Source organism: Bradyrhizobium sp. sBnM-33 (assembly GCF_032917945.1).
GTDB lineage: Bacteria > Pseudomonadota > Alphaproteobacteria > Rhizobiales > Xanthobacteraceae > Bradyrhizobium.
The window spans coordinates 3,621,463-3,643,410 of the sequence record NZ_CP136624.1; the positions used below are offsets into that span (position 1 = coordinate 3,621,463).

Sequence of the window (21,948 nt, forward strand, 5' to 3'; positions counted from 1 at the left end):
CAGAGCCCCTAAGCAGAAGCAAAGCCCCCAAGTGAAAATGCGAGAAGACAAACCGTGGTGCTCTTGGTAACGCGCGACACCAACCGGATTTCGGTCCAGGCCGCGTGCTCTCCTTAAATCCGAAATGATCATAATCACCGAAGGAATTACCAGCCACAATGAAGCTTCCTACGAGCGTTGGTAATCGACTGTTAGCTGGGCTGCCGTCCGCGGACCTTGGTTTACTCGCCCCTCACTTCGAGCAAATATCGCTCAAACGAGACGCGGTGCTCGTGCGATCGGGAGATCGGAACGAAAAGGTTTATTTTCCGCACAGCGGGACGATTTCGTTCATGCTCGACATGCCGAACGGACAAACAGTAGCAACCTCGGTAATCGGGCCTGAGGGAGCGGTGGGCATGCTGTCAGTGCTCGGGCCCTCGCATTCTCCTACCACGGCTGTCGTGCGCGTGGCGGGGATCGCATCGCAGATCTCCGCATTAAGGTTTCATGCAGCCTTCGGTCAGAGTAGCGTCATCAAACAGGCGGTCCAGACCCACACAAGGGCAGTGTTGATGCAGCTTCAACATGTAGCCGCCTGCAACGCGCTGCATCCTGTCGAAGCCCGCATGGCCCGGTGGTTGCTCCACATGCACGATAGAATCGACGCTGACGCTATATTGCTAACGCAGGAGGCGCTTTCAGAATTGCTTGGAGTCCGACGAACGACAGTGACGCTGGTTATGCGCAAACTACGGGGATCGGGTGCTGTACGATCTGGCCGGCGCGGCTTGGTCGAGATTGACAGACAGAGGCTCGAAGAAGCGGCATGCGAGTGCTACAAGGTCATGAGCTGCCGATATCACCAGATTTTTCCCGGTGGACACAACGAAGCCTCGCAGTCAGGCCGCACCGGCAGCCAAAACTCCGTTTTGGCCGAATAGGACCCAAATCATTCTTTGTAAAAGCATGCATAGCCTTCCGAGTAGTCCCACATGCCGCGATCCTCGGAAGAACGAGTGCCGCCTTGCTTCGCGTTGCTTCATTCAGCGGAAGCCGGATGATTTGGCAATTTCCATTGGCGAACGACGGAAACGCATCGATTGTTCGGCGTTCGTGTTCTGCCTTATGTTCCGACTTGCGCGATCACCGAATCCAGCGCGTAGACAACAGATGAAACAGCGCCCGATTACCCCGGTACTTGGCCGCTGGTCGGCTGCTCTCAAACCCGCCGATAATCGTGGCCCCGTAGCGGTCACAGACCGCCATTCCCACTTGGTCGAGCTTCGCTTAGTAATGAACACTTCCAACACGCGTCCCGCCATCCCCAGATGCGTACCATCAAGGTACCAACGGACCTTAAGATGTCGGTTCGCTTCTAGACTCTCAGATGTAGTTTGATGAAAGTGAGTGTTTGAAACAGTGTTTGAAACGCAGCGTCTAGCGATGTATTAGTTTGGCTGGTTTGTCACCTAGTAGCAGGTGCCCCTCAAATGCAAAATCTCGTCGCCAGCTTCGAGTAGCGAAAGAAGTTCGATCCTTGCCCTGCGTAGAATTACGGATTTTTTCCCAAATTCACGGTAGGAACAGATCGGCGCCGTTTCACGAACATCTGTCGGTTAATTTAGCGACGAGCCAACAGAGGTAGGATCAATCGAACGTGCAACGTCGGCTGTTGGCAGCTTTGAGACATGCCCCGTCTATTCTGAGAATGTCCGTTCACCGGTCGCACCGGAAGTCGCCGTGTTCCGGAAAAACCGACGCCAATGACCCTGAGCAGACCGCCGGGCCAACGCAAGCCAATGCCGAAATCGACGAAATGATGAACTCAAGGCGCGGGTCCGACCGCCAATTCGTTTTTTGACCGCAAGCCAATGGCGCAACAGCTTCAGGCCAGTTTGCTCACTGCCGTTGAGCAGCGCGTGGCGACGAGTGATGATGCGCGATCACCCATTTACCGTCGCGCTTCACAACCACAAACGTAAAACGCGATGGTCGGGGTTCGTAATCTTGTTCCTTTCGGGCAAAGTCATAAAATCCTGCGACAACGACAGCGTTTTCACCGAGCACGATTACATTCTTCTCTTGCATCGTGTTCCTACGGCCACCCTTATCGAGCGCCGCGAAATACTCCCGAATCGCCTCGGTGCCTCGGGTCGCGACCGGGTCGGTCGTTCCGAGAAGAAGGGCATCCGGAGCATAGAGTTTTACCAGTGCATTACGATCGTTGGCGCTGTATGTTGCCGACCACTGATCGACTACAGCGCTGGCCTCTTCTGCAGGGCTAGCGAGAGTCGGCGTTGCCACCAACACGAGCGCCACGCCTAGAGCTTTCGTCAGTATCCTCATGTAACCCTCCCATGAACGGAGGCGCCATCATAACACTCAAAGTCGCCTATTGACCCTGGCTGTGTGAAAATGCCTCGCTTGGACTGATTCCCGAGATATGATTCTGACGCGATTTCGGGGGATCGGATGAGGCGCTTCGTTGAGGGGCTGGATCGCGGACAGAGCACGCTGTTTCCCGAATGCTTGGAAGGCTGGATTGGCGGGGATAATCCGGTTCGGGTGATCGACGTCTTTCTCGATCGACTCGATCTTGCCGAGCTAGGATTCAGTGGGGTCGATCCTGAGCGAACCGGTCGGCCTTCGTATCATCCCTCGGCGCTGTTGAAGCTCTATATATGGCTATCTCAACCGGGTTCAGTCAAGCCGCCGGCTTGAGCATGACGCCGGGCGCAATGTTGAGGTGATCTGGCTTACGGGCCGGCTTGTTCCCGATCACAAGACGATTGCGGATTTCCGCAAGGACAATGGGCCCCGCGATCCGCAAAGTGTGCACACGCTTCGTCGAGCTCTGCCGCGAGATGGGCTACTGACGAAAGCCAGCGTTGCCATCGACGGCAGCAAATTTAAAGCCGTGAACAACCGCGATCGGAACTTCACACGCGCCAAGGTGGAGCGGCGCCGGGCCCAGCTTGAAGAGAGCGTTGCGCGGTATCTCAGCCAGCTCGACACGGTCGATCGGCAGGAGCCTTCTGAGACGCTCGCGCTCAATACGACGCGGCTCAAGGAGAAACTCGCGAAACTCGAAAGTCAGATGCAGCGCCTCGCTGCGATCGAGAAGCAGATGCTCGCTTCGCCCGACCAGCAGATCTCGCTCACCGATCCTGACTCCCGCTCGATGGCGACGAGCGAGCGCGGTTCCGGCGTCGTCGGGTACAACGTGCAGGTCGCAGTCGATACCGAGAACCATTTGATTGTGACGCATAAGGTGACGAATGTGGGCTCGGACCGCTCACAGCTTGCAACCGTCGCAAAGGAGGCGAAGGCAACTCTGCAAACGGAGGAGCTCGAAGCGGTCGCCGATCGAGGCTACTTCAACAGCGAGGAGATCCTGGCGTGCGAGGAGGCCAGCATAACAGTTACGCTGCCAAAGCCAATGACCTCGAACTCAAAGGCGGAAGGGCGCTTCGGCAAGCAAGACTTTCGCTACATGGCTGGACATTTACATTTGTCCTGCCGGCGAAAGGCTCACCTATCACTACACGGACGAAGAAAATGGATTGGTCCTGCGCCGCTACTGGACCAACGCCTGCCAGAGCTGCGGCCTCAAGCACAGCTGCACCACCGCCAAGGAGCGACGGATCACCCGATGGGAGCATGAACAAATTCTCGAGGCGGTCCAGCGCCGGCTGAGGATCCGCTGGTCGCATTGATACGAGGTGTTCAATCGGCGGCAGATGGGCGGCAATCTGAATGGTGGAGCACGCAAGAATTAACCTCATTGTCGAGGTCGTAAACGGCTCAATTGTTGTCCTGCTCTGCGCTGTCGCGCTTCACCTTGCGATCTACTCTGCCAGCAAAAGGACTGCCGTGGCGCATTGCGCTGTTCGATCCGCCGCTCGGCGTGCTGCTTGCGATGCCGATGCTGACAATCAAGATCGGGGCAATCATCTCGCTTGGTGCGGCGTTGGCGTTTCGTCTCTTCGTGGGCGGGCACCGCATGCCGCTGGCGCTTGTCGCGCTGCTATTGGCCGTGATCGTGATCTTGCTCATTGGTGCGTTGTGGCTGATCCGCGTGCTGACGTGCTCACGATGGTGCGAGCGCGCATGGGTCGGCAGCGCCGCGCTGTCGTGGTGAGCTTGTTGGGACACCAATTTCTGAACGCTCGCGGAGAGTTCCCTCATCCGATTTGCTTCGCAAATCGACCTCTCCCTGCAGGCTGCGCGAAGTGACTCGCGAGGCAAAAACAAATCGGCGGCCCGAGGGCCGCCGATCGCATTTCGTCTTTCTCTGAGGCTAGCCCGCCGGACCTGCGTCCTCGAGGATAGGGCCGAACAATTCCCAGCGCTCGCCGTTGAACCGCATCATCTGCAACTGCTTGTTGACGCGATAGTCGTTGGGGCTGGTGTTGATCTTCATGCCGGGCAGGCCGAGATCGAGCACGACGTCCTTCAGGTTGGCGGCCTGCTTCATCACGTTCTCACGCGTCAGGTTGTCGCCGCACTGCTTGAGCACCTGCACCAGCAGCTGAGCGGTCGAATAGCCGTAGGTATTGACCGTGTTCATCTTGTCGCCTTCCGGGAAGTATTTTGCCATGAAGTCAAGATACTTCTTCAGGCCCGGATCGTCCCTCCAGGTCGGATCGGCCGGATCCTTGCCGTAGTTGACGCTGATCACGCCCTTCGACGCTTCAAGACCGGCCGGCTGCAGCGTGGCGCTCACCGGGCTCGCGTTGATGTCGAGAATGTGCACGGGCTTCCAGTTCAGCTCGTGGATTTTTCGGATCGCCTGCGCCGCCTGCTTCGGCGTCGAGGCGCTGTAGAACAGATCCGCGCCGGCGTCCTTGATCTTCAGCACCTGCGAGTCGATGGTGGGGTCGGAGACTTCGTAGGAAGCCTCCGCCACGATCATCTTGGAAGCCTTGTCGCCAAGGCCGGCCTTCAGCCCGTTGACATAGTCCTTACCCAGATCATCGTTCTGATAGAGAATGCCGATCTTGGCGTTCGGGTGCTCCTTCAGAATGTACTGGCCGTAGATTTTGCCCTCGACGAAATAGTTCGGGTTGTAACCCATGGTCCAGGGGAAGTTCTTGGGATCGGTGAACTTCGAGGCGCCGGTGGCGGCGAACAACTGCGGCACCTTCTTGCCGTTGAGATATTTCTGCACGGCGGCATTGGCGGCGGTGCCGATAATCTGGAAGGTGAGGAGGACCTCATCGCCTTCCACCAGCTTGCGGATCTGCTCGACCGTCTTCGGCGGTGAATAGGCGTCGTCATACTGGATCAGGTTGATCTTGCGGCCGTTGATGCCGCCCTGATCGTTGATCATCTTCATATAGGCGGCCTGGGTCTTGCCGATATTGGCGTAGACGGAATAGGCGCCGGAGAACGGCACGGTCTGGCCGATCTTGATCTCGGTATCGGATGCGCCGGTATCGTATTTCTTCTGCGCGTAGGCCGACGAAGCCGACAGGTCGACGGCGACCGCCGCTGCCGTGACCAGTTGAAAAATTCCATTCCTCGTCATGCGGGTTTCCTCAAGTTGTTATGACTGAGCCTATGGTCTTGTCGCAATCGCTTGCCGCGAGTGTGGCGGAAGAGTGACATCCCGAGAACCGAAAGTAACTGCCTTCTCGATGCGCTTGCGGGCCGTGATGGTGGAGTGGCATCAAGGCAGCTCTTTCAGCAGCCGCCGTAGCACCTTGCCGGTTCCGGTAGCGGGCAACTGGTCGACGAAGCGCACCTGGCGCGGCGCTTTGTAGCTCGACATGTTATCACGTGCCCAGGCGATGAGCGCTGCCTCGTCCACTTCCTGGCCCGGTTTGCGCACGACAAACGCGCGGATCACTTCACCCTTGGCTGGGTCCGGGACACCGATCACCGCGGCCTGCGCAACGGCCAGATGCTTAACGAGGATGCTTTCCACTTGCTCGGGGAACACTGCATAGCCTGAGACTTTGATCATCTCCTTGAAGCGGCCTGTGAATGTGAGGTAACCCTCCGCGTCCAGAAAGCCCATGTCGCCGGTATGCACCCAACCATCGCGCAGTGTCCTTGCCGTACTGTCCGGCGCGTTCCAGTAGCCCTTGAAGACACCTGGACTGCGTAGCACGATCTCGCCATGCTCACCCACGGGCATGTGCTCATCTGTTTCCGGATGCAAGATGCGGATCTCGTTGCCGGGGATCGGCTTGCCATGCGTGCCCCAGCGCACCGCGTCGGCCGGCATGTAGGTGTCCACGGAGTGCGTCTCGCTCAAACCGTAGGACGCTTCGAATGACCTGCAGTTGACCGCGTATTTCCGCCACTGTGCGGCGAGCGGCTCTGTAAAGGTGATGCCGAAGCTGGTGACCGGATTCATCACGAGGCTGGACAGATCGTAGCCTTCCGCGCCCGGCGCCTGCATCATCGCCACGTTCATTGGCGCAATGCTGTACCACCAAGTGACGCGGTAGCGTTCAATCGCATGCAGCGCGCCCACGGGGTCGAAACGGTACAACAGCACGCTGGTGGCACCCGCATAAATAGTGACGTCGATGCCCATTACCTTGCCAGCGATGTGGTACAGCGGCGCAATGGCCAGCAACACGTCGTCGCCGCGCAGTCCGTTGCAATGGGCCGCCGCCGCGCTCTTGAAGAGCGCGTTGCGGTAGCTCAGCATCGCGCCCTTGGGCATGCCGGTGGTGCCGGAGGTGTAGGTCATGAGCGCGACGTCATCCATGGACAGGGAAACCTTGGGTGCCGACGCGCCAGACCGCGCAACGGCCAGGAAGTCCTCGCAGGCTGCGGGCACCTCACGCCGGCCGCGCATCGCTAGCAGCTCGGCGGGTACCTCGATGTCGGGCTGATCGGGCAGCAAGTCCGCATAATGCACCACGAAGATATGCTCCAGAGCCGATCTCGCGCGAACCTCGTTCACTACTTGCAGCAGTGGCCCGGCGGCCACGACCACGCGCGCTTTCAAGTCGGCAAGCTGGTATTGCAGCTCATGCTCCTTGAACAACGGACTGCAGGGGCACACGATGGCGCCCAGTTTCTGGATGCCGTAGTGCGCCGAGGCGTATTGCGGGCAATTGTTCATGAACAGGACAACGGGCTCGCCCTTTTTCACACCCAGCTCAGCCAGCCGGGCAGCGAACGCATCGCTGGCGCTGTCCAGCTCAGCGTAGCTGATCTCGCGGCCGTACCAGACGTATGCGGGTTTGGCGGGCTGCTCGCTCGCGTGCCGGCGCAGGTGCTCGTGCAGGGGCTCTTCGATCCGGGGGCAGACTGGCTCCATGGCGTCGCTTTCGAGGTCGTCTACTGAAGGGGCGCGGCCGGCGGGCGCTTGCCAGCATATACCGACGAGTAGATTATGATATACCTATCAGTAGAATAATTATACTAGCTGGTAGAATAGTGCAATATCCACCCCCTCCGGCTCCAACGAGCAATATTCTCATCAGATATCGCTGCTGACGGGTATACCGATGCAAGACTTCCCTCGTTCCGCTGCCAAAACACGCTCGCCGCGTCGCCAGCGCGCACCCACGCCGGGTAACGATGTCAAGCGCGAGCGCATCTTGCGCGTGGCCGAGCGCCTGTTCCACGAGCGCGGCTATGCTGACACAACGATGGACCAGATCGTCAGCGAGCTCGGGGTCACCAAGCCGTTCGTCTACTACTACTTCCGCAACAAACTGGAGATCTTCGAATTGCTCTCTTGGGAGCCGACTGTCGCCGTTTTCACTGTGCTGGACGATCCCGACGACGTGCGGCCCGCGCACGAGAAGGTGGCCAGCGCGCTCGAAGAAATCATCCGCATCACCGTCGAGTACTACCCCTCTGCCTTCTTCGCCTTCCGTGAGCCGCAGGTATTCCGCCCCGAATTCGCCGCCGCGACCAAGAAATTGGCCAACGGCTTCTACGACAAGCTGTGCGCGCAGATGGAGCAGGCGCGTGCCGAGGGAACGCTTGAGTTCGGCAACACCAAGGTCACGGCGCTCGCCGCCTGCAGTATTTCCGGGTACATGTACACTTGGTACAGGCCCGACGGAAACTTGCCGCCCGAGCGGATAGTGCGCGAACTTGCGCAGCTCGCATGGCGCGTGATCGGGCTAAAGCGAAAGCGAATCCCATCGAACAAGAAGCGCGCATGAAACTAGCTCGTCGCCGCGTCGGTTGCGGCAGCGCACATGCTCAGGACAAGACCTTCCACTTCCCCGCGTGAAGGCGGGCCGCCATCGCTGACATGACTGTGTGAAAGCCCAGGCGAGCCCTTGCGCAGCTAACTCAGGCGAGCCAGAGCATGATCAAGGCAAGGGCAGCCGGCGCGGCCTGCACAAAAAGAATTCTCCGGCTGACGGAATAAGCGCCGTACGCGCTCGCGATGACGACGCAGAGCACTAGAACACCTTGATCTGGAATGCGAAGGCGGGAGCCGAATGAAAGTGTCCCTGGTTGACGGCGAGCACCGGCATGGCATCGGCTGTTGCCGAAGGTCTTCAAGCCCCACCGGCTTGGTCCAGAGGAACACCGAGCGCGAGAAAATAGATGTGCATCACGGCAACCAGTGCCACCAGAAGATTGGCGATCCAGATCATGTTGCCCCCCAGCCGGAATTCGGGTGGACGCTAGCACGGCGCGCGTGAAAAGTGCGGAAGCCTGCGCGGATTCTCATTGAAATGATGATGTCCGGAAACCGCGAGACAGGCACGCTGCAATGAACGATGCTTCGATCACTAGGGCGTTGTGCTCCCGCCGTTACGGCGTGCCTTCCATTTTCTTGCACTTGGTTAGAACGTTCTCTGGAAGCCAGCCGTGATCGGTTCTTCCATCGGTGGCATGCATCACGAACCACCAACCTTGGTGCTTGTCACGAAAGGCGACTTTGTCGCCCTTGGCGACCGGCATATAGCGTGGCTCCGTGGGGCCGCCTAGCCGATTGGAAAGTTCGATATCCTTCGCGACTGTGCACACGGTATAGAACGCGCTGGCCGGCGCCGTAAGAGCGACGACAGCGACCGTGGTTAAAAGAAACTTCGTCATTGTTGCCTTCATTCATTGTTCTTTCACTAGCTGGTCTCTGAAGCTCGCCGGGGCGTTTGTCGCCCATGAGAGCTTCAGCACCTCAGCCAAGCTGATGTTGCGCTTGATCATGATCGTGATCAGGATCGCGATCAACTACGTCGCGATCGTTGGCGGCCTTGCGCCGCACGGAGCGTTCGTCGAGGTCAACCAGGCGAGCAAAGCCGGCCTAGGTGACGCCGATCTTCTCCAGCGCGTCGCGGAATTCTTCGGCGCTCATTTTGCGCATTGTCTTAAGTTCGCTTTCTCGGCTTCAGGCCGTGGTGGATGTCGTGGCACTCGAGACTGCAGAACACGCCTTCGTGCTTGTGCGGGCGCAAGCCATGCAGGCTGTAGAACACAAACAGCCTTGCTGCCCGGCGCGGTGTCACCGCACTCCGGGCAGCGCTGGCGCCCGGCCTCGATCGTTTCGCTAACCAGCCTGTATAGGTGGTCGGTTCGCTCGGTTGAGACCAAGGTGGTACACCGACTATCGGAGTACCGGATTTGCAAAGGCACCAGGATTAACGAAGTCTTAGCGTTCGCCGTGCCGATCATGCGGGCGCTGGTGACGGGATTCCTCCGATGCTCAAAGACGGCACTTACGCGGCATGGTTCAAAACTCCGCTCGGCCAAGGCGCCGGCAGCGCCCATGTCGCTGATGGCAAAATTTCGGGCCGCGACACCATCATGAGCTACAGCGGCACTTGCGAAGTCAACGGCGAACGGTTCGCCGCCATCCTGACACTAAAACGGCACACCGAAGGACATGCAACCGTCTTCGGTGCCGATGACCTTACGCTGAAGCTTGAGGGAACGTGCTCCGGCAAGATAGCTAGGTACGTTGGCACGGCAGAACAGGTCCCGGGAGTGCTGCTCGAAGGAACGCAGCGAAGAGCAGCCAGTCGCACCAGTGCCGAGCACGCCGCCGCCTACGTTCAACCCCGACAGGCTCCCGAAACTGCCGACGCGCCCCCGCTGAATGCTGGCTGCGAAACTCCCAACGAGTGCCTGATTTGCCGCAGCATCGATATGGCAGCGTCGGTAGTACGCAGTTGGCTTCGGCGTGAACGTCTTGTCGACCACGAATGCAAGAGCTTCGTCGCCAGCCGCGCCAGCTTTGCAAAGCGTAATCTCGTTTAGCTTTGCACGGGTCACGACACGGACCGATTCACCAGCGATTTCCTCACTATGTTCTGCGTAAATGTCAGAACCGACCGACATTGAGGGCCGATGGTCAGAAGCAGCCATTCGTGCGATCACGGGGCCAAGCCTGCATTGCCCAAGATCAAGCCGGAACTGTAGCCCATCGTCGTAGATAACCAGTTCAAAAGCATCATCAGTGCTTGCCACTTCTAGCGAACCCTCATGGTCAATCCAAAAGCCAACACGGCTATCATCGGTATCACCGAAGCATCCTGCCTGGAGCATGATCCATCCGCCCTTGAGGGAATCTCGGCCGAGCATGGCATCGGCTTCGATAAGAAGCCGCGGCTGCAGCTCTGCCGCAGTAGGGCCGAGATCGCGACGATGCGCCGGCTGAAGGCTGCGCTGGACCCAAAGGCCATCCTCAATCGCGGCCGCATCTTTGATTGATGCGAGGCCTTCGGCTGATCTCCCGGACCACGGCAGCATCCAACCCGCTGGGGGTATTGCGTAGCCAGGGCAAATAGCGGCATGCCCAACAACGAGCTGAGTCCAACTCGTCGCACGTCGCTGGTTCACGGTAGCCCAAACTTGCCCTGATGGATTGGACGGAGAATTCAACGCTTTCAACGAATTAGAGTGCGACGTGTGCACCGGGAAATCCAAAAACATCTATCGATGGCGCAGCAGTCGAGGCTCGACGCCATCGAATGGAGGAGTGTAGTCACCTGAGACCGAGAAGCTGATTTCGTTTGTCGGCATGGGCAAGCGGACAAGCGTGGGTATCGTTGGCGGCGTCGTGGCTGCTTTTCAGCGCAACGGTGAAAACCGACAAAATGCGTCAGATGGCGCAGACCACGCTCGATAAGGCAAAGCTTGCCCTGTCAATTGCCCATGAGATCAACCAGTCTCGTATCGTCAGCCGAAGCGCTCCAAGACAGTTGGGTAGTGCGATCCAGGCGTGGGAGAGGGCGAGCTGGTATTTAAATGGGGTTGCGCCGAATGATCTCGACGGGCTCGCAGCTCTTCCTGGCGCAGGGTTAGAAATCCGCGACTTTGCCCCATGCCGATGCCGAGAACCGCCCCGGGCGATACGGCTCTGGATCAAACATAGGCTTCGCCCCGGTGACGAGGTCGGCGACCAGGTGACCGGCTCCCGGACCGATGCCGAAGCCGTGCCCGGAAAAGCCGGCGGCCAGAATGAGGCCGGGCACCTTCTCCAACTCTCCTATGCCGGGCACACCGTCCGGGGTGCTGTCGATATAGCCAGCCCAGGCTGCTGCGATCTTTGTCTTGCGCAGTTCGGGTATGAGTTCGATTGCCCGGCGGTGGGTCAGTTTCACCGCAGCCGGATCGGGCGTTGGATCGAGAATGCGCATGTGTTCCATCGGGGTCGGCCCATCGATCCTCCAGCGCTTCAACGTCTCGTGGCCGGAACGAATTCCTTCGAGGCCGCCCGGGAGGAGGCTGTGCCAACGTTTCAAGAACATCGGCAGAAATTGCGGAGCGAAACGCAACTGCTGCGGGGTGACGTCCACGCGCCCACGTCCGCTGATCGCCAGAGTGTAGCCGCCATCGCTCCGGCGGGTGAGGGAGATGCTGGCGGTATGCAGGGCATCCGGCAGATCTTTGGCACCGGGAGAGACGGCCAGGATCGAAGAACGGATCGAGGCTTGGGGGAAACGGATGCCGACCTGACGGCAGAAGGACGACGCCCATGCGCCCCCGGCAAGCACAGCGACCTTCGTCTTGATCGTTCCGCGCTCCGTGACAACGGCGCTCAATCGCCCGGCTTCCAATTCGATGCCCCGCGCGGCACAATTCTGATGAACCGTTCCGCCCAGCTTCAGGATCGCGGAAGCCACGGCCGGCGCGGCTTTGCCCGGATCGGCTGTCCCATCGGTGGGCGAAAAGACGCCACCCTTCCAGGCGCGTCCGGTTGCACGACCGCGCCCCGTCGCTCCGGCACTGTCCAGCACATGGGTCGTCACGCCGACCGTTCTGGCAAAATCGCACCAGCGCGCCCAGCGGACAAGCTCGGCCTCGTCATTGCTCAGGTACAAGAGACCGCAGCGGCGAAAGCCAGTATCTTCACCGCTCTCGGCGGCAAACTGCTCCCAGAGGTCGAGGCTCTTCATCGCCATCGGCAGTTCGCGGGCATCCCGGTTCTGCTGCCGGCACCAGCCCCAGTTGCGGCTCGACTGCTCCGCGCCGACCCTTCCCTTCTCTACCAGGGCGATCCGGAGGCCCCGCTTCGCAAGGTAATAGGCGGCAAACACGCCGACGATGCCGCCGCCAATCACCACCGCGTCGGCGGACGCGGGCAATTCGGGGGAGCTTTCGATGTGATGCAGCGGCGCGGGCATGGGTGTCTCCGACTGCCCTCAGTCTAGCGGCTTACTGAACACAAGCGCTGCCGGAAATCGCCACGTAACCGAACAATATTCTGCGGAGGACGGCAGGTGCAATGTATCCTGCTTTGCAGCGAGTTCTGCCGGCAATAGGCATTGCCGGGGAATGTGGTAAGATCGAGCGCAGCATATAATGCCGTAGCAGCGGCCAGCTTGAGAATCGACACAGCCGTGACGAAACTGGATCGGATCGACATCAAGATCCTGAACGAACTCCAGAAGAATGGACGCATCTCCAATGTGGAGCTTGCGGAATTGGTCAATCTGTCTCCGAGTCCATGTCTCATGCGTGTGAAGAAGTTGCAGGCAGAAGGCTATATTCAAGGCTACTCGGCTCAGATCGACGTCGGCAAGCTTGGGCAAACCTTAACCGTCTTCACCGAGATCACCTTGAGAAATCATCGCCAGACGGATTTTGCACGCTTCCTCTCGGTGGTCGAGAAGACCGACCAGATCATAGAATGTCATCTCGTCTCCGGTGGGTACGACTATCTCCTGAAGTTCGTGACTGCCGGTATCGAGGAATATCAGACCATCATGGAGCGGTTGACTGACATGGATATCGGTATCGACAAGTATTTCAGCTTTGTCGTGCTGAAGTCGCCAATCGTAAAGGCTCACATGCCGCTGACCAGCCTGTTTCGCGTTTAGTTGGCGAACGCTTGCCGCCGTTCAAAGGAAGCAATACGAGCGGACGAGGGATCCTGCTCGAGGCTGTCGAGCCAGTCCGGATCCAGCTTCGGTACCGACGAGAACAGCAGTTGCGAGTACGGATGCTTTGCCGCCTTGATTTCCGACGGCAATAGCTGCTCGACCTTCATTCCGCCGTACATCACGATGATCTCGTCGCAGATGGCCTTCACCACGGACAGGTCATGGCTGATGAAAATGTAGGAGATCCCGAGTTCGCGCTGCAGCTCTTTCAACAAATCGATGACCGCTGCCGCGACCACGGTGTCGAGTGCCGAGGTGATCTCGTCGCACAGGATCAGCTTTGGATCGGCGGCGAGCGCTCGAGCGAAATTCACGCGCTGTTTCTGTCCGCCGGACAACTCCGACGGTCGACGGCTGCGAACGGTGCGAGGCAGCTTCACCATGTCGAGCAACTCATCGATGCGAGTACTGCGCGCCCGGCCGTCCATGCGATGGTAGAACGCCATCGGGCGGCCCAGTATGTCTTCGACCAGCTTTGCCGGATTGAGCGCCGTATCGGCGTGCTGGAAGACGATCTGAATTTCCCGCAACTGATCGTGGCTGCGATCTCGCACTGAGCGACCGAGTTCCCGGCCATCGAAGGTCATGTGGCCTGCGGCTGCGGGCAGGACGCCGGCAATCGTGCGCGCCAGAGTGGATTTGCCAGAGCCGGATTCGCCGATGATGCCGAGATTGCGGCCCTTCTCCAATATGAGGCTGATACCCTCGACAGCTCGCACAAGTGGCAGCCCATCTGACTGAATCGGACCGTACCCGGCACTGATGTCCTTGAACTCGAGGAGCGGCTTCATCTCGTCAGGCTGCTCTTCCAGCACTTCCCGCGGGCGCGGCTCGAACGCGGCGAGAAGCTCGCGGGTATAGGGATGTTTGGCTGCGGAGAGAATTTCAGCGGTCGAGCCGGTCTCCTGCACCTCGCCGCCCTTCAGGACTACAATTCGGTCGGCGATCTGCGAGACGACGGCAAGATCGTGCGAGACGTAGACGCCCGCAATGCCGGTCGCGCGCATGACCGATTTGAAAGCGCGCAGGACTTCAATCTGGGTGGTTACGTCCAGGGCCGTGGTCGGCTCATCGAAGATGACGAGCTTGGGATCGCTTATCAGCGCCATCGCGGCTGCAAGCCGCTGCAACTGACCGCCGGAGACCTGATGCGGGTAGTGTTGGCCAATGGTCTCGGGGTTCGGCAAAGACAGCGCTTTGAACAGTTCGATGGCGCGTCGGCGCGCTTTTTCGGCCGGCATGAGACTATGGATGCGGGTAACCTCGATGACTTGATCGATGATTTTTGCCGATGGATTGAAGGCGGCGGCCGCACTTTGCGGAATATAGGCGATATCGGCGCCGCGCATTCCGGCCCGTTCCTTCTCGGAAAGTGACGCCATGTCTTTGCCGTTCACGAGAACCTGCCCACGGGAGATGCGGCATCCCGGGCGGCAATAGCCCATCAGCGTGAGGGCAATCGTCGTTTTTCCCGAGCCGCTCTCGCCGATCAGGGCGACGATTTCGCCTTCGCCCACCTCCAGGGTAACGCGCTTGATGATTTCCACCTTGCGGCCTGAATCGGTCGTCGCCTCAACCTCAAGGTCACGAATTTCGACCAGGTTGGACAATTTGGCCATCATACGCTCCTGTCTCTGATCTTCTTCGGCAGGTTGTCGATCAGTAGATTGACGCTGATCGTAAGGCTGGCGATGGCCAGTGAGGGAACGATCACGGCAGGAGCACCGAACGGCAGTCCACCGATATTCTCACGCACCAGCGCCCCCCAGTCGGCTTGGGGCGGCTGCAATCCCAGTCCCAAGAAGGAGAGACCCGACAGAAGCAGCACTATGAACACGAACCGCAAGCCCAGATCGGCCAGTATCGGCCGAATGATATTAGGCAGGATTTCCGAGCCGATCAGATAGAGGGTGCCTTCACCTCGAATGCGAGCGACCGTCATGAAATCCATCGTATTGATGTTGACGGCGAGCGCGCGCGAGAAACGGTACGCTCCCGGGATATAGATGACGGCAAGCGTGACGATCAGGACGGGCACGGACGAGCCGACCGCGGCGACAACCAGCAGACCGAATAGCTTGCTCGGTATCGAACTCAAGGCATCCAGAAAGCGACTCAAGGCAGCGTCCAACCAGCCGCCGGAAACGGCGGCGGTCATTCCAAGAACCACGCCCGTGAAGCAGGAGATGGATACGGCTGCAAGGGAAATGCCGATGGTATAGCGCGCGCCCATGAGAATGCGCGAAAGCATATCGCGCCCCAGGTAGTCGGACCCAAGCCACATGGTGTCGCTGATCGGACCGAAATATTCGACGTCGATGATTTCTCCCACCGGGTGGGGTATGATGTTCGGCGCAAGGATCGCTACCAGGGCCCAAGCCAGAATGACGGCAGACGACGCGATGCCGACGAGATTGAACCTGTAGCCGAAATGCGTTCTGACTTGCTCATGTACGGTATGTGCCGTCATCGGATCCTCGGATTTGACAGGATCGCGACAATGTCCGCCGCCGTGGTCAACAGCAGATAGCCAAGGCAGAAGATCATTGCGCAGGTCTGGATCAGCGGAAGGTCGCGGGTCGCGACCGCGTCAACCATCAGTTTTGCGATGCCCGGATAGTTGAAGATCGTCTCAACGATTATCACGCCGCCGATGAGGTATGACAGCGACAGCGCCACCGCATTGGCGATTGGGCCAAGCGCGTTCGGAAGGGCATGCTTGAGCACCATGCGCCCACGCGACGCGCCCTTGAGAAGCGCCATCTCGACATAGGGCGTGTCGAGAGTCTCAATAACGGCAGCGCGCGTCATCCGGATCATTTGCGCCGACACCCCGAAAGTAAGTGTGATGACCGGCATGGAATAGATTTTCAGAGTATCGGCGAACGAATGCGCGTCGTTTGCGAAGGAGAGGGCGGGAAGCCATTTCAGGTACACGGCGAAGAAGAGCACGGCGCAAGTCGCCACCATGAACTCCGGGACGGAAATGATCCCGATCAGGAGCACCGTTACAACGCGGTCGTATAGCGAACCGCGCAACACGGCGCTGGTGATGCCAAGTGTCAAAGAAATGGGCACAGCGAGCAGCGCCGTGATGCCGGCAAGTTTCATCGTGTTGACGAAACGATCACCGATCAGCGCCACAACCGGCATGCTGTTGGCATAGGACGTGCCGAATTCACCGCGGAGAAAGTCAAGCAACCAATGGATAAAACGAAGGACCGCCGGCTCATCCAGATGCATGGCCCGCCGCAGCCCCTCGGCCGCTTCCGGTGTGGCGGCTTGTCCGAGCAGGATTGACGCGGTGTCGCCGGGCAGCAGGTTGGTTGCAAAGAACACCGCAAAGGAGACAATCAGCAATGTGATCATCGCCACGAAGAGCCTGCTCAGGATGAGATCGAGAACCCTGATATTCATGCAAGCGCTCCCTAGAGCCCTTTGATAGATGGATATGCTACAACGACAACCGGGAGCGGATTTCGCTCCGGGCTGCCGATGCTGTCATGCCGCGAACCAGACGTGCTCGGCCATTGAATAGCCCATCATGCCGCCGAGTGGATTTATGTCCATGCCCTTGAGTTTGGCGGTCACGGCGTCGACGCCCGAGATGTAAGCAGGAATGATCGTTCCCGCCTCCTCGGCAATCATGGCCTGCAACTGGCCGTAGATGTCCTTGCGCTTGGTCTGGTAAAGCATTCCACGGGCTTCGACCAGCATGGCATCGAACTTTTCCGACCTGTAGCGGCTTTCATTCCACGGCGCCTGCGAGGCGTACAACAACGAGAACAAGATGTCCGGCGTCGGTCGATAGTTGATGTTGCCGAAGTGAATTGGCGCCTTGAGCCAGTAGTTGTTCCAATAGCCGTCCGAGGGGACACGCTGGACGTCCAATTTCAAGCCGATCGCGGCGGCGTTGGCCTGAAGCAGCATAGCCATATCGATCGACGAGCCCGCCGCCTCGGAGGCGACCACCGGAATGGACTGCCCAAGAACGTCGGCCTTCTTGAAGTAAAACTTCGCCTGGTCGGGATCAAACGGCTTCGGCCGCAGATCGTTGTTGCGATATATGTTGCCGGGAAAGACCGGTTGGTCATTGCCGATGTCGCCGTAGCCCCGCAACGCCGATTTGAGAATCTGGTCGCGATTGACAAGATGCTTCATGCCGGTCACGAAGTCCTTGTTCTGCCCGGGCGCCATATCGAGGCGCATATTGAGATTTGTGTAGTGGTTCGAGCTCGATTTGGAGAGCACGAAGCCGGGCCGGCTTTCGACAAGCCGGACGGACCGGGGATTGATCGCGCCGGCGACATGGATGTCCCCCGAAAGCAGGGCATTGACGCGGGCATTGTCTTCGTTGATGGCGAAGAATTCGAAAGTGTCCACGTGCGGGCCGCCGGCCTTCCAGTAGTTGCGGTTCTTGCGCATGACGGAGCGGACGCCGGGCTTGAAGCTTTCGAGAACGAAGGCGCCGGTGCCATTGCCCTTCGAGAAGTCGGTCGTGCCGTCAACGACGATCATGAAATGGTGCAGCGCCAGGATCGTCGGCAGGTCGGCGTTGGGGGCGGCGAGTGTGATTTCGACGGTGAGATCGTCGATGGCCTTGAGATCGGATATCTGCTTGGCGATGGCGTTGACCTTTGATCCGATATTGGGGTCGAGATGGCGTTTCAGCGAAAAGATCACGTCCGCGGACGTGAGCGACTTTCCGTCGTGAAAGACAACGCCCTTTCGGAGCTTGACGGTCCAGGTTTTGGCGTCGGCGCTATCAATGCGCTCCGCCAATTCCATTTGCGTCTGACCGGATTTGTCGAGGACGGAGAGGCGGTTATAAAGGGCGCAGCAGCGCGAATAATCCGTCGAGTTCGACGCTTTGGCCGGATCGAGGGTGTCCGCCGTCGACGAAGTAAAGCCCGCTACCTTCAGATGCCCTCCGGCCACCGGCGTTGCCGCGACCGCATCCGAGGCGCGCCCGAGCATGACGGTGCCGGCCGACATTGCCATGCCACCCGCCAACAACATGTGAAGGAGTTCGCGACGTGTCGCGCCGCGACGAACAGCATTTTCCAGCATCGCGTCATCGGAATTGGCCCAATTGGTGATCTTGCTGTTCATGTGTCATTCCCCTGTTGGTCGGTGCGGGCGGTTGTGCGTCTTCAGTGCGCACTTAGGCTCGGGTGTTGGTTCAGGTTGAGGTTCAGAAAGCGTCTCCACGGCTCGTGGGTATGCAGGCTAGCGGCCGAACAATATCTGCTTCGATCGTCACAGCGGATCGTGAGAAGTCCGAACTTCGTGCAAGTTTGGGCCTCGCTTATGATCCAGTTTCCCATCTCCGCGGCTCCTATTTCTCTCAAATGTTATCGGCGCGCCCGCACAAAATTCTGAATTTCACGCTTGCACGGCATTTCGAGAATTGCCGTGCCGCTCCTGCGGGTGGCCCTCACGGCAGCGCCCGCCGCACATCCGGATCGTCCAAGGTCTGATCGAGGGTCTTGCGCGTGCGCTCGATCATCGCGTCGATTTCGCTTTCGGTGCAGCAAAGCGGCGGGGCATAGCCGATGACGCCCTGGGCGAAGGCGCGTACGACGAGGCCGTTCTCCCAGGCGCGGTCAAATATCCGCCTCGACGGATCGGCGGCTGCCGGCAGAGGGATTTTTTTCTCCTTGTCTACCACGAGTTCGATGGCCGCGAGCATGCCGCGGCCACGCACGTCGCCGACCAAAGGATGATCGCGCAGGCTTTTGAGGCCGGCCATCAGACGCCGGCCGGCCCTGACGCCGTTGTCAAGAAGCCCGTCTTCATAGAGTTTCAGGACCGCAAGCCCGACCGCCGCGCTGACCGGATGGCCGGAATAGGTCTGGCCGTGACCGACGGCAGCGTTTCCGGCGCCGTCGGCGATGACATCGTACACTTTGTCGGACATAAACACCGCACCCATGGGGGCGTAGCCCGACGTAAGGCCCTTTGCGGTCGTCATGAAATCCGGAACGATGTCGTCCTCCGAGCAGGCGAACAGCGGACCGGTTCGACCGAAGCCGGTGATGACCTCATCCGCAATAAAGAGGATGCCATGGCGACTACAGAGATCGCGCAGCGCCTTGATCCAGCCTCGCGGCGGCACGATGACGCCACCGGAGCCTTGAATCGGCTCGGCATAGAAAGCCGCGATCCGATCCGCGCCGATGGCCTCGATCTTCGCCTCGAGTGCCGCAAGCGATGACGCGATGATGGCCGTCGCATCCTCCCCGACAGGATTGCGATAGGGATGGGGGGAGGGGATCTTGTGCTGCCAGTCGTAGGGCACGCCGAAACCGGCGTGGAAGGCGGGCAGCGCGGTCAGGCCCGCGCCGACCGTCGAGGATCCGTGGTAACCTTGTTCGATCGAAATGAACTGGTCCCGCCGCGGCTCGCCCTTGGCATGCCAGTAATACCTGATGAAGCGCACCGTGCTGTCCACGGCATCCGATCCTCCAAGCGAGAAATAGACGTGGTTGAGGTCTCCCGGCGCGCGTTGGGCGAGTTCGGCGGCCAAGCGGATCGCGGGTTCCGACCCCAGACCGAAATAGCCTGTCGCATAGGCCAGCTCCCGCATCTGCCGGGCGGCGGCCTGGACGATGCTCTCGTGACCGTAGCCGGCGTTGACACACCATAGCCCTGCGAAACCGTCGAGAAGCTGGCGGCCCGTCGCATCGGTGACGGTAGCGCCGCTTGCGGACTTCAGCACGCGGACGCCGTGCTTCTCGTGGCCGCGATATGAGGCGACCGGATGGATCAGATGGGCGCGATCGAGTTCGATCAGGGAATTGGCGAGCATGTTCTTTCTCCGGATCAGCCGAGGGCCTGGCTGGCGAGGGCGAAGGTCCGCACCCGCGGATGGTCGGGCTTCTTTGACGCGTGGTTGCTCATGGCTATGCCGCCGCCGACGTGCTGGAGGCCGATCGTTTCCAGCCAGTCAGCCAAGCCGCTGTCGCTATCCGTATCGATGCGAAGGAAGGCTCCCGTGCGGGATGCCGCGAAGAATGCAATGAGTGCCTTGGCTTCATCTGCGTTGGTGGCGACGATCGGTCCGATGACCTCTCCGCGACCGAAGGCGCGTAGCGCGGCATAACCGGTGACCACGCCGTCGCGGCGGATCATCGCGAATTTCCCGGCACTGGCCAGGTGATCGATGAGCGCACTGCGATCGGCGCCGAATGCTTCGCGGTCTAGTCTCTTTATAGCTGCGATCTCATCGCCGGTGGCGAGCACGACACCTCGCGATGGAGCCACAAGTCGCGCCTCGCCCTGGTGTTGCCGGATCGTGCCGCACTCGGCAAAGCCGAGCTTTTTGTAGAGGGGCAGTCCCTCCGCAGTCGCAACCAGCCTCAACGGCCGGCCGCCGGCGAACGCAAAAGCACGCTCCATGAGCTTGCGCCCCAGGCCGTGGCCACGCATCGCCTCATCGACGATCACCATGTTTATCGCCGCGCAGTCCTGCCCATAGCGCGTCAGCAGTATGGTGCCGACTACACGGCCGTTGACGTCGAGCACGACCGTACCGTCGCTGAGCTCAAGCATCATCTGCCAGTCTTCGCGCCGGTGCGGCCAACTGGCTTGCTGCGACAGGCTCACTGCGCCGTCTATGTGTTCCGGGCCGAACATCACCAGATCGATTTCGTCCGTCCTCATGGAATCTCCCGTCTTCCTCCCGTTAATTTTAGGGCGCGGACGTCGGCATATTGTCTGAAGGCGGCCTGCCTCGCGGTATCTTCCGCTGTAGTGCCAGGCGCTTTCCGCACCTTGTGCCGGCGCGGCGGGTCAAGGAGGCGTCGCAGGTTGGCTCCCGCCGCGGCAGACGGCCATGCCGTGCCGAACTGTCCTGCAAATACGGAACATTCTGCTTCGCGCGTGGCGCAATTCGATCAGGTCGCCTGGCGCGGGGCTCTTATGATTGTGGCACCTGAAACGCAACGGCCGAGGATGGACGAACGATGGCTGCTTTCCGCCCCAAATACATTACCTTCGACTGCTACGGTACGCTCACCTATTTCGCGATGGCGGAAGCCGCGCGTGACCTTTACGGCAACCAGCTCGATGGAACGCACATGCAGGAGTTCATCGAGAACTTCTCAGACTACCGGCGGGACGAGATCCTCGGGGATTGGAAGCCGTATCACGAGGTGGTCCACAATGCGCTCGAGCGTACGTGTAAGCGCAACGGCGTGGCGTTTCGCGACGAGGACGCGCAGATGATCTACGAGCGCGTGCCAACTTGGGGACCGCATCCGGACGTCCCCGCCGGCCTCGCCAAGGTGGCGAAGGAAATACCGCTCGTGATCTTGTCGAATGCTATGAATTCGCAGATCATGTCCAATGTCGAAAAGCTCGGTGCTCCCTTCCACGCGGTGTTCACGGCCCAGCAAGCCCAAGCCTACAAGCCGCGTTTCAAGGCCTTCGAATACATGCTCGATAGACTGAGCTGCGGTCCGGAAGATATTCTGCATTGCTCGTCCTCCTTCCGCTATGACCTGATGTCGGCCCATGATCTCGGCATCAAAAACAAGGTCTGGGTAAACCGCGGCCATGAGCCGGCGAACCCCTATTATGGATACGTCGAAATCGCCGATATTTCGGGTCTGCCCGGAGTCGTCGGTTTGTGACCTAGGAGGGC

18 protein-coding genes and 4 pseudogenes are annotated in these 21,948 nt (G+C 59.6%); 9 read left to right on the plus strand and 13 right to left on the minus strand.

Features of this window, described 5'->3' with window-relative positions; translation table 11 throughout:
• Positions 1–158: 158 nt before the first annotated feature.
• A complete protein-coding gene (locus RX328_RS16610; protein ID WP_213253545.1) occupies positions 159–923 on the plus strand; it encodes a Crp/Fnr family transcriptional regulator in 765 nt (254 codons plus the stop codon).
• A gap of 958 nt (positions 924–1,881) precedes the next feature.
• Here RX328_RS16610 and RX328_RS16615 read toward each other — a convergent pair.
• On the minus strand, positions 1,882–2,328 hold the full coding sequence (locus RX328_RS16615) for an SgcJ/EcaC family oxidoreductase (RefSeq protein WP_213253546.1): 447 nt from the start codon (positions 2,326–2,328) through the stop codon (positions 1,882–1,884).
• Between the two features lie 126 nt (positions 2,329–2,454).
• Here RX328_RS16615 and RX328_RS16620 point away from each other — a divergent pair.
• Positions 2,455–3,677, plus strand: a pseudogene (locus RX328_RS16620) (IS1182 family transposase); the annotation flags it as partial.
• 146 nt (positions 3,678–3,823) lie between these two features.
• Entirely contained in the window at positions 3,824–4,123 is a 300-nt protein-coding gene (locus tag RX328_RS16625; RefSeq protein WP_317258750.1) for a hypothetical protein, read from the plus strand.
• A 159-nt stretch (positions 4,124–4,282) separates the two neighbouring features.
• On the opposite strand, the gene RX328_RS16630 is transcribed toward RX328_RS16625, so the two are convergent.
• Positions 4,283–5,512 (minus strand): ABC transporter substrate-binding protein, encoded by a 1,230-nt coding sequence (locus RX328_RS16630; protein WP_213253549.1) that lies wholly within the window; start codon positions 5,510–5,512, stop codon positions 4,283–4,285.
• A gap of 141 nt (positions 5,513–5,653) precedes the next feature.
• Positions 5,654–7,264: an AMP-binding protein gene (locus RX328_RS16635; protein WP_213253550.1), complete on the minus strand. Its 1,611-nt coding sequence runs from the start codon at positions 7,262–7,264 to the stop codon at positions 5,654–5,656.
• 190 nt (positions 7,265–7,454) lie between these two features.
• On the opposite strand from RX328_RS16635, the gene RX328_RS16640 reads away from it, so the two are divergent.
• Entirely contained in the window at positions 7,455–8,123 is a 669-nt protein-coding gene (locus RX328_RS16640) for a TetR/AcrR family transcriptional regulator (RefSeq protein ID WP_213253551.1), read from the plus strand.
• A gap of 133 nt (positions 8,124–8,256) precedes the next feature.
• Here the strand turns inward: RX328_RS16640 and RX328_RS43650 are convergent.
• The 3 genes and pseudogenes from RX328_RS43650 to RX328_RS43655 form a co-directional block, all read right to left on the minus strand.
• Positions 8,257–8,567 (minus strand): annotated as a pseudogene (locus RX328_RS43650) (DUF1304 domain-containing protein).
• Positions 8,568–8,727: 160 nt separating this feature from the next.
• Positions 8,728–9,024 (minus strand): hypothetical protein, encoded by a 297-nt coding sequence (locus tag RX328_RS16645; RefSeq protein WP_213253552.1) that lies wholly within the window; start codon positions 9,022–9,024, stop codon positions 8,728–8,730.
• Positions 9,025–9,147: a hypothetical protein gene (locus RX328_RS43655; protein WP_283772400.1), complete on the minus strand. Its 123-nt coding sequence runs from the start codon at positions 9,145–9,147 to the stop codon at positions 9,025–9,027.
• On the opposite strand from RX328_RS43655, the gene RX328_RS16650 reads away from it, so the two are divergent.
• The 3 genes and pseudogenes from RX328_RS16650 to RX328_RS16660 all read left to right on the plus strand — a co-directional run.
• Positions 9,116–9,724, plus strand: coding sequence for a hypothetical protein (locus RX328_RS16650; RefSeq protein WP_213253586.1), 609 nt, complete (start codon positions 9,116–9,118; stop codon positions 9,722–9,724). The genes RX328_RS43655 and RX328_RS16650 overlap by 32 nt on opposite strands.
• A pseudogene (locus tag RX328_RS43660) lies at positions 9,616–10,012 on the plus strand (hypothetical protein). Before RX328_RS16650 ends, RX328_RS43660 begins: the two are co-directional and overlap by 109 nt.
• Before the next feature lie 467 nt (positions 10,013–10,479).
• Positions 10,480–10,626 (plus strand): annotated as a pseudogene (locus tag RX328_RS16660) (FAD-binding oxidoreductase); the annotation flags it as partial.
• Between the two features lie 590 nt (positions 10,627–11,216).
• On the opposite strand, the gene RX328_RS16665 reads toward RX328_RS16660, so the two are convergent.
• Entirely contained in the window at positions 11,217–12,542 is a 1,326-nt protein-coding gene (locus RX328_RS16665) for an NAD(P)/FAD-dependent oxidoreductase (RefSeq protein ID WP_213253554.1), read from the minus strand.
• 216 nt (positions 12,543–12,758) lie between these two features.
• On the opposite strand from RX328_RS16665, the gene RX328_RS16670 reads away from it, so the two are divergent.
• Positions 12,759–13,238, plus strand: a complete 480-nt coding sequence (locus tag RX328_RS16670; RefSeq protein WP_213253555.1) for an Lrp/AsnC family transcriptional regulator — start codon at positions 12,759–12,761, stop codon at positions 13,236–13,238.
• On the opposite strand, the gene RX328_RS16675 is transcribed toward RX328_RS16670, so the two are convergent.
• The 6 genes from RX328_RS16675 to RX328_RS16700 all read right to left on the minus strand — a co-directional run bounded on the left by RX328_RS16675 (position 13,235) and on the right by RX328_RS16700 (position 20,966).
• Positions 13,235–14,911 carry an ABC transporter ATP-binding protein gene (locus RX328_RS16675; protein ID WP_213253581.1) on the minus strand — a complete coding sequence of 559 codons (1,677 nt, stop codon included), beginning with the start codon at positions 14,909–14,911 and terminating at the stop codon, positions 13,235–13,237. The two genes, RX328_RS16670 and RX328_RS16675, sit on opposite strands and share 4 nt — an antisense overlap.
• Positions 14,912–14,919: 8 nt before the next feature.
• On the minus strand, positions 14,920–15,771 hold the full coding sequence (locus RX328_RS16680; RefSeq protein ID WP_213253556.1) for an ABC transporter permease: 852 nt from the start codon (positions 15,769–15,771) through the stop codon (positions 14,920–14,922).
• A complete protein-coding gene (locus RX328_RS16685; RefSeq protein ID WP_213253557.1) occupies positions 15,768–16,718 on the minus strand; it encodes an ABC transporter permease in 951 nt (316 codons plus the stop codon). Before RX328_RS16685 ends, RX328_RS16680 begins: the two co-directional genes overlap by 4 nt.
• 84 nt (positions 16,719–16,802) lie before the next feature.
• Positions 16,803–18,413 carry an ABC transporter substrate-binding protein gene (locus tag RX328_RS16690; RefSeq protein WP_213253558.1) on the minus strand — a complete coding sequence of 537 codons (1,611 nt, stop codon included), beginning with the start codon at positions 18,411–18,413 and terminating at the stop codon, positions 16,803–16,805.
• A gap of 325 nt (positions 18,414–18,738) precedes the next feature.
• Entirely contained in the window at positions 18,739–20,112 is a 1,374-nt protein-coding gene (locus tag RX328_RS16695; RefSeq protein ID WP_213253559.1) for an aspartate aminotransferase family protein, read from the minus strand.
• Positions 20,113–20,126: 14 nt separating this feature from the next.
• The gene (locus RX328_RS16700) at positions 20,127–20,966 is read right to left on the minus strand and encodes a GNAT family N-acetyltransferase (RefSeq protein ID WP_213253560.1); all 840 of its coding nucleotides are present in this window, start codon (positions 20,964–20,966) and stop codon (positions 20,127–20,129) included.
• Positions 20,967–21,268: 302 nt separating this feature from the next.
• On the opposite strand from RX328_RS16700, the gene RX328_RS16705 reads away from it, so the two are divergent.
• Complete coding sequence (locus RX328_RS16705; protein ID WP_213253561.1) at positions 21,269–21,937, plus strand: haloacid dehalogenase type II; 669 nt, start codon at positions 21,269–21,271, stop codon at positions 21,935–21,937.
• The last annotated feature ends 11 nt before the right edge of the window (positions 21,938–21,948 follow it).

Excerpts from the sequence above, each read along its gene's own strand:
- RX328_RS16665 (WP_213253554.1), bottom strand. The coding sequence starts at position 12,542 with ATGCCCGCGCCGCTGCATCACATCGAAAGCTCCCCCGAATTGCCCGCG.
- RX328_RS16610 (WP_213253545.1), top strand. The coding sequence starts at position 159 with ATGAAGCTTCCTACGAGCGTTGGTAATCGACTGTTAGCTGGGCTGCCG.
- RX328_RS16695 (WP_213253559.1), bottom strand. The coding sequence starts at position 20,112 with ATGCTCGCCAATTCCCTGATCGAACTCGATCGCGCCCATCTGATCCAT.
- RX328_RS16635 (WP_213253550.1), bottom strand. The coding sequence starts at position 7,264 with ATGGAGCCAGTCTGCCCCCGGATCGAAGAGCCCCTGCACGAGCACCTG.
- RX328_RS16700 (WP_213253560.1), bottom strand. The coding sequence starts at position 20,966 with ATGAGGACGGACGAAATCGATCTGGTGATGTTCGGCCCGGAACACATA.
- RX328_RS16690 (WP_213253558.1), bottom strand. The coding sequence starts at position 18,413 with ATGAACAGCAAGATCACCAATTGGGCCAATTCCGATGACGCGATGCTG.
- RX328_RS16645 (WP_213253552.1), bottom strand. The coding sequence starts at position 9,024 with ATGAAGGCAACAATGACGAAGTTTCTTTTAACCACGGTCGCTGTCGTC.
- RX328_RS16680 (WP_213253556.1), bottom strand. The coding sequence starts at position 15,771 with ATGACGGCACATACCGTACATGAGCAAGTCAGAACGCATTTCGGCTAC.
- RX328_RS16630 (WP_213253549.1), bottom strand. The coding sequence starts at position 5,512 with ATGACGAGGAATGGAATTTTTCAACTGGTCACGGCAGCGGCGGTCGCC.
- RX328_RS16685 (WP_213253557.1), bottom strand. The coding sequence starts at position 16,718 with ATGAATATCAGGGTTCTCGATCTCATCCTGAGCAGGCTCTTCGTGGCG.
- RX328_RS16640 (WP_213253551.1), top strand. The coding sequence starts at position 7,455 with ATGCAAGACTTCCCTCGTTCCGCTGCCAAAACACGCTCGCCGCGTCGC.
- RX328_RS16615 (WP_213253546.1), bottom strand. The coding sequence starts at position 2,328 with ATGAGGATACTGACGAAAGCTCTAGGCGTGGCGCTCGTGTTGGTGGCA.
- RX328_RS16705 (WP_213253561.1), top strand. The coding sequence starts at position 21,269 with ATGGCTGCTTTCCGCCCCAAATACATTACCTTCGACTGCTACGGTACG.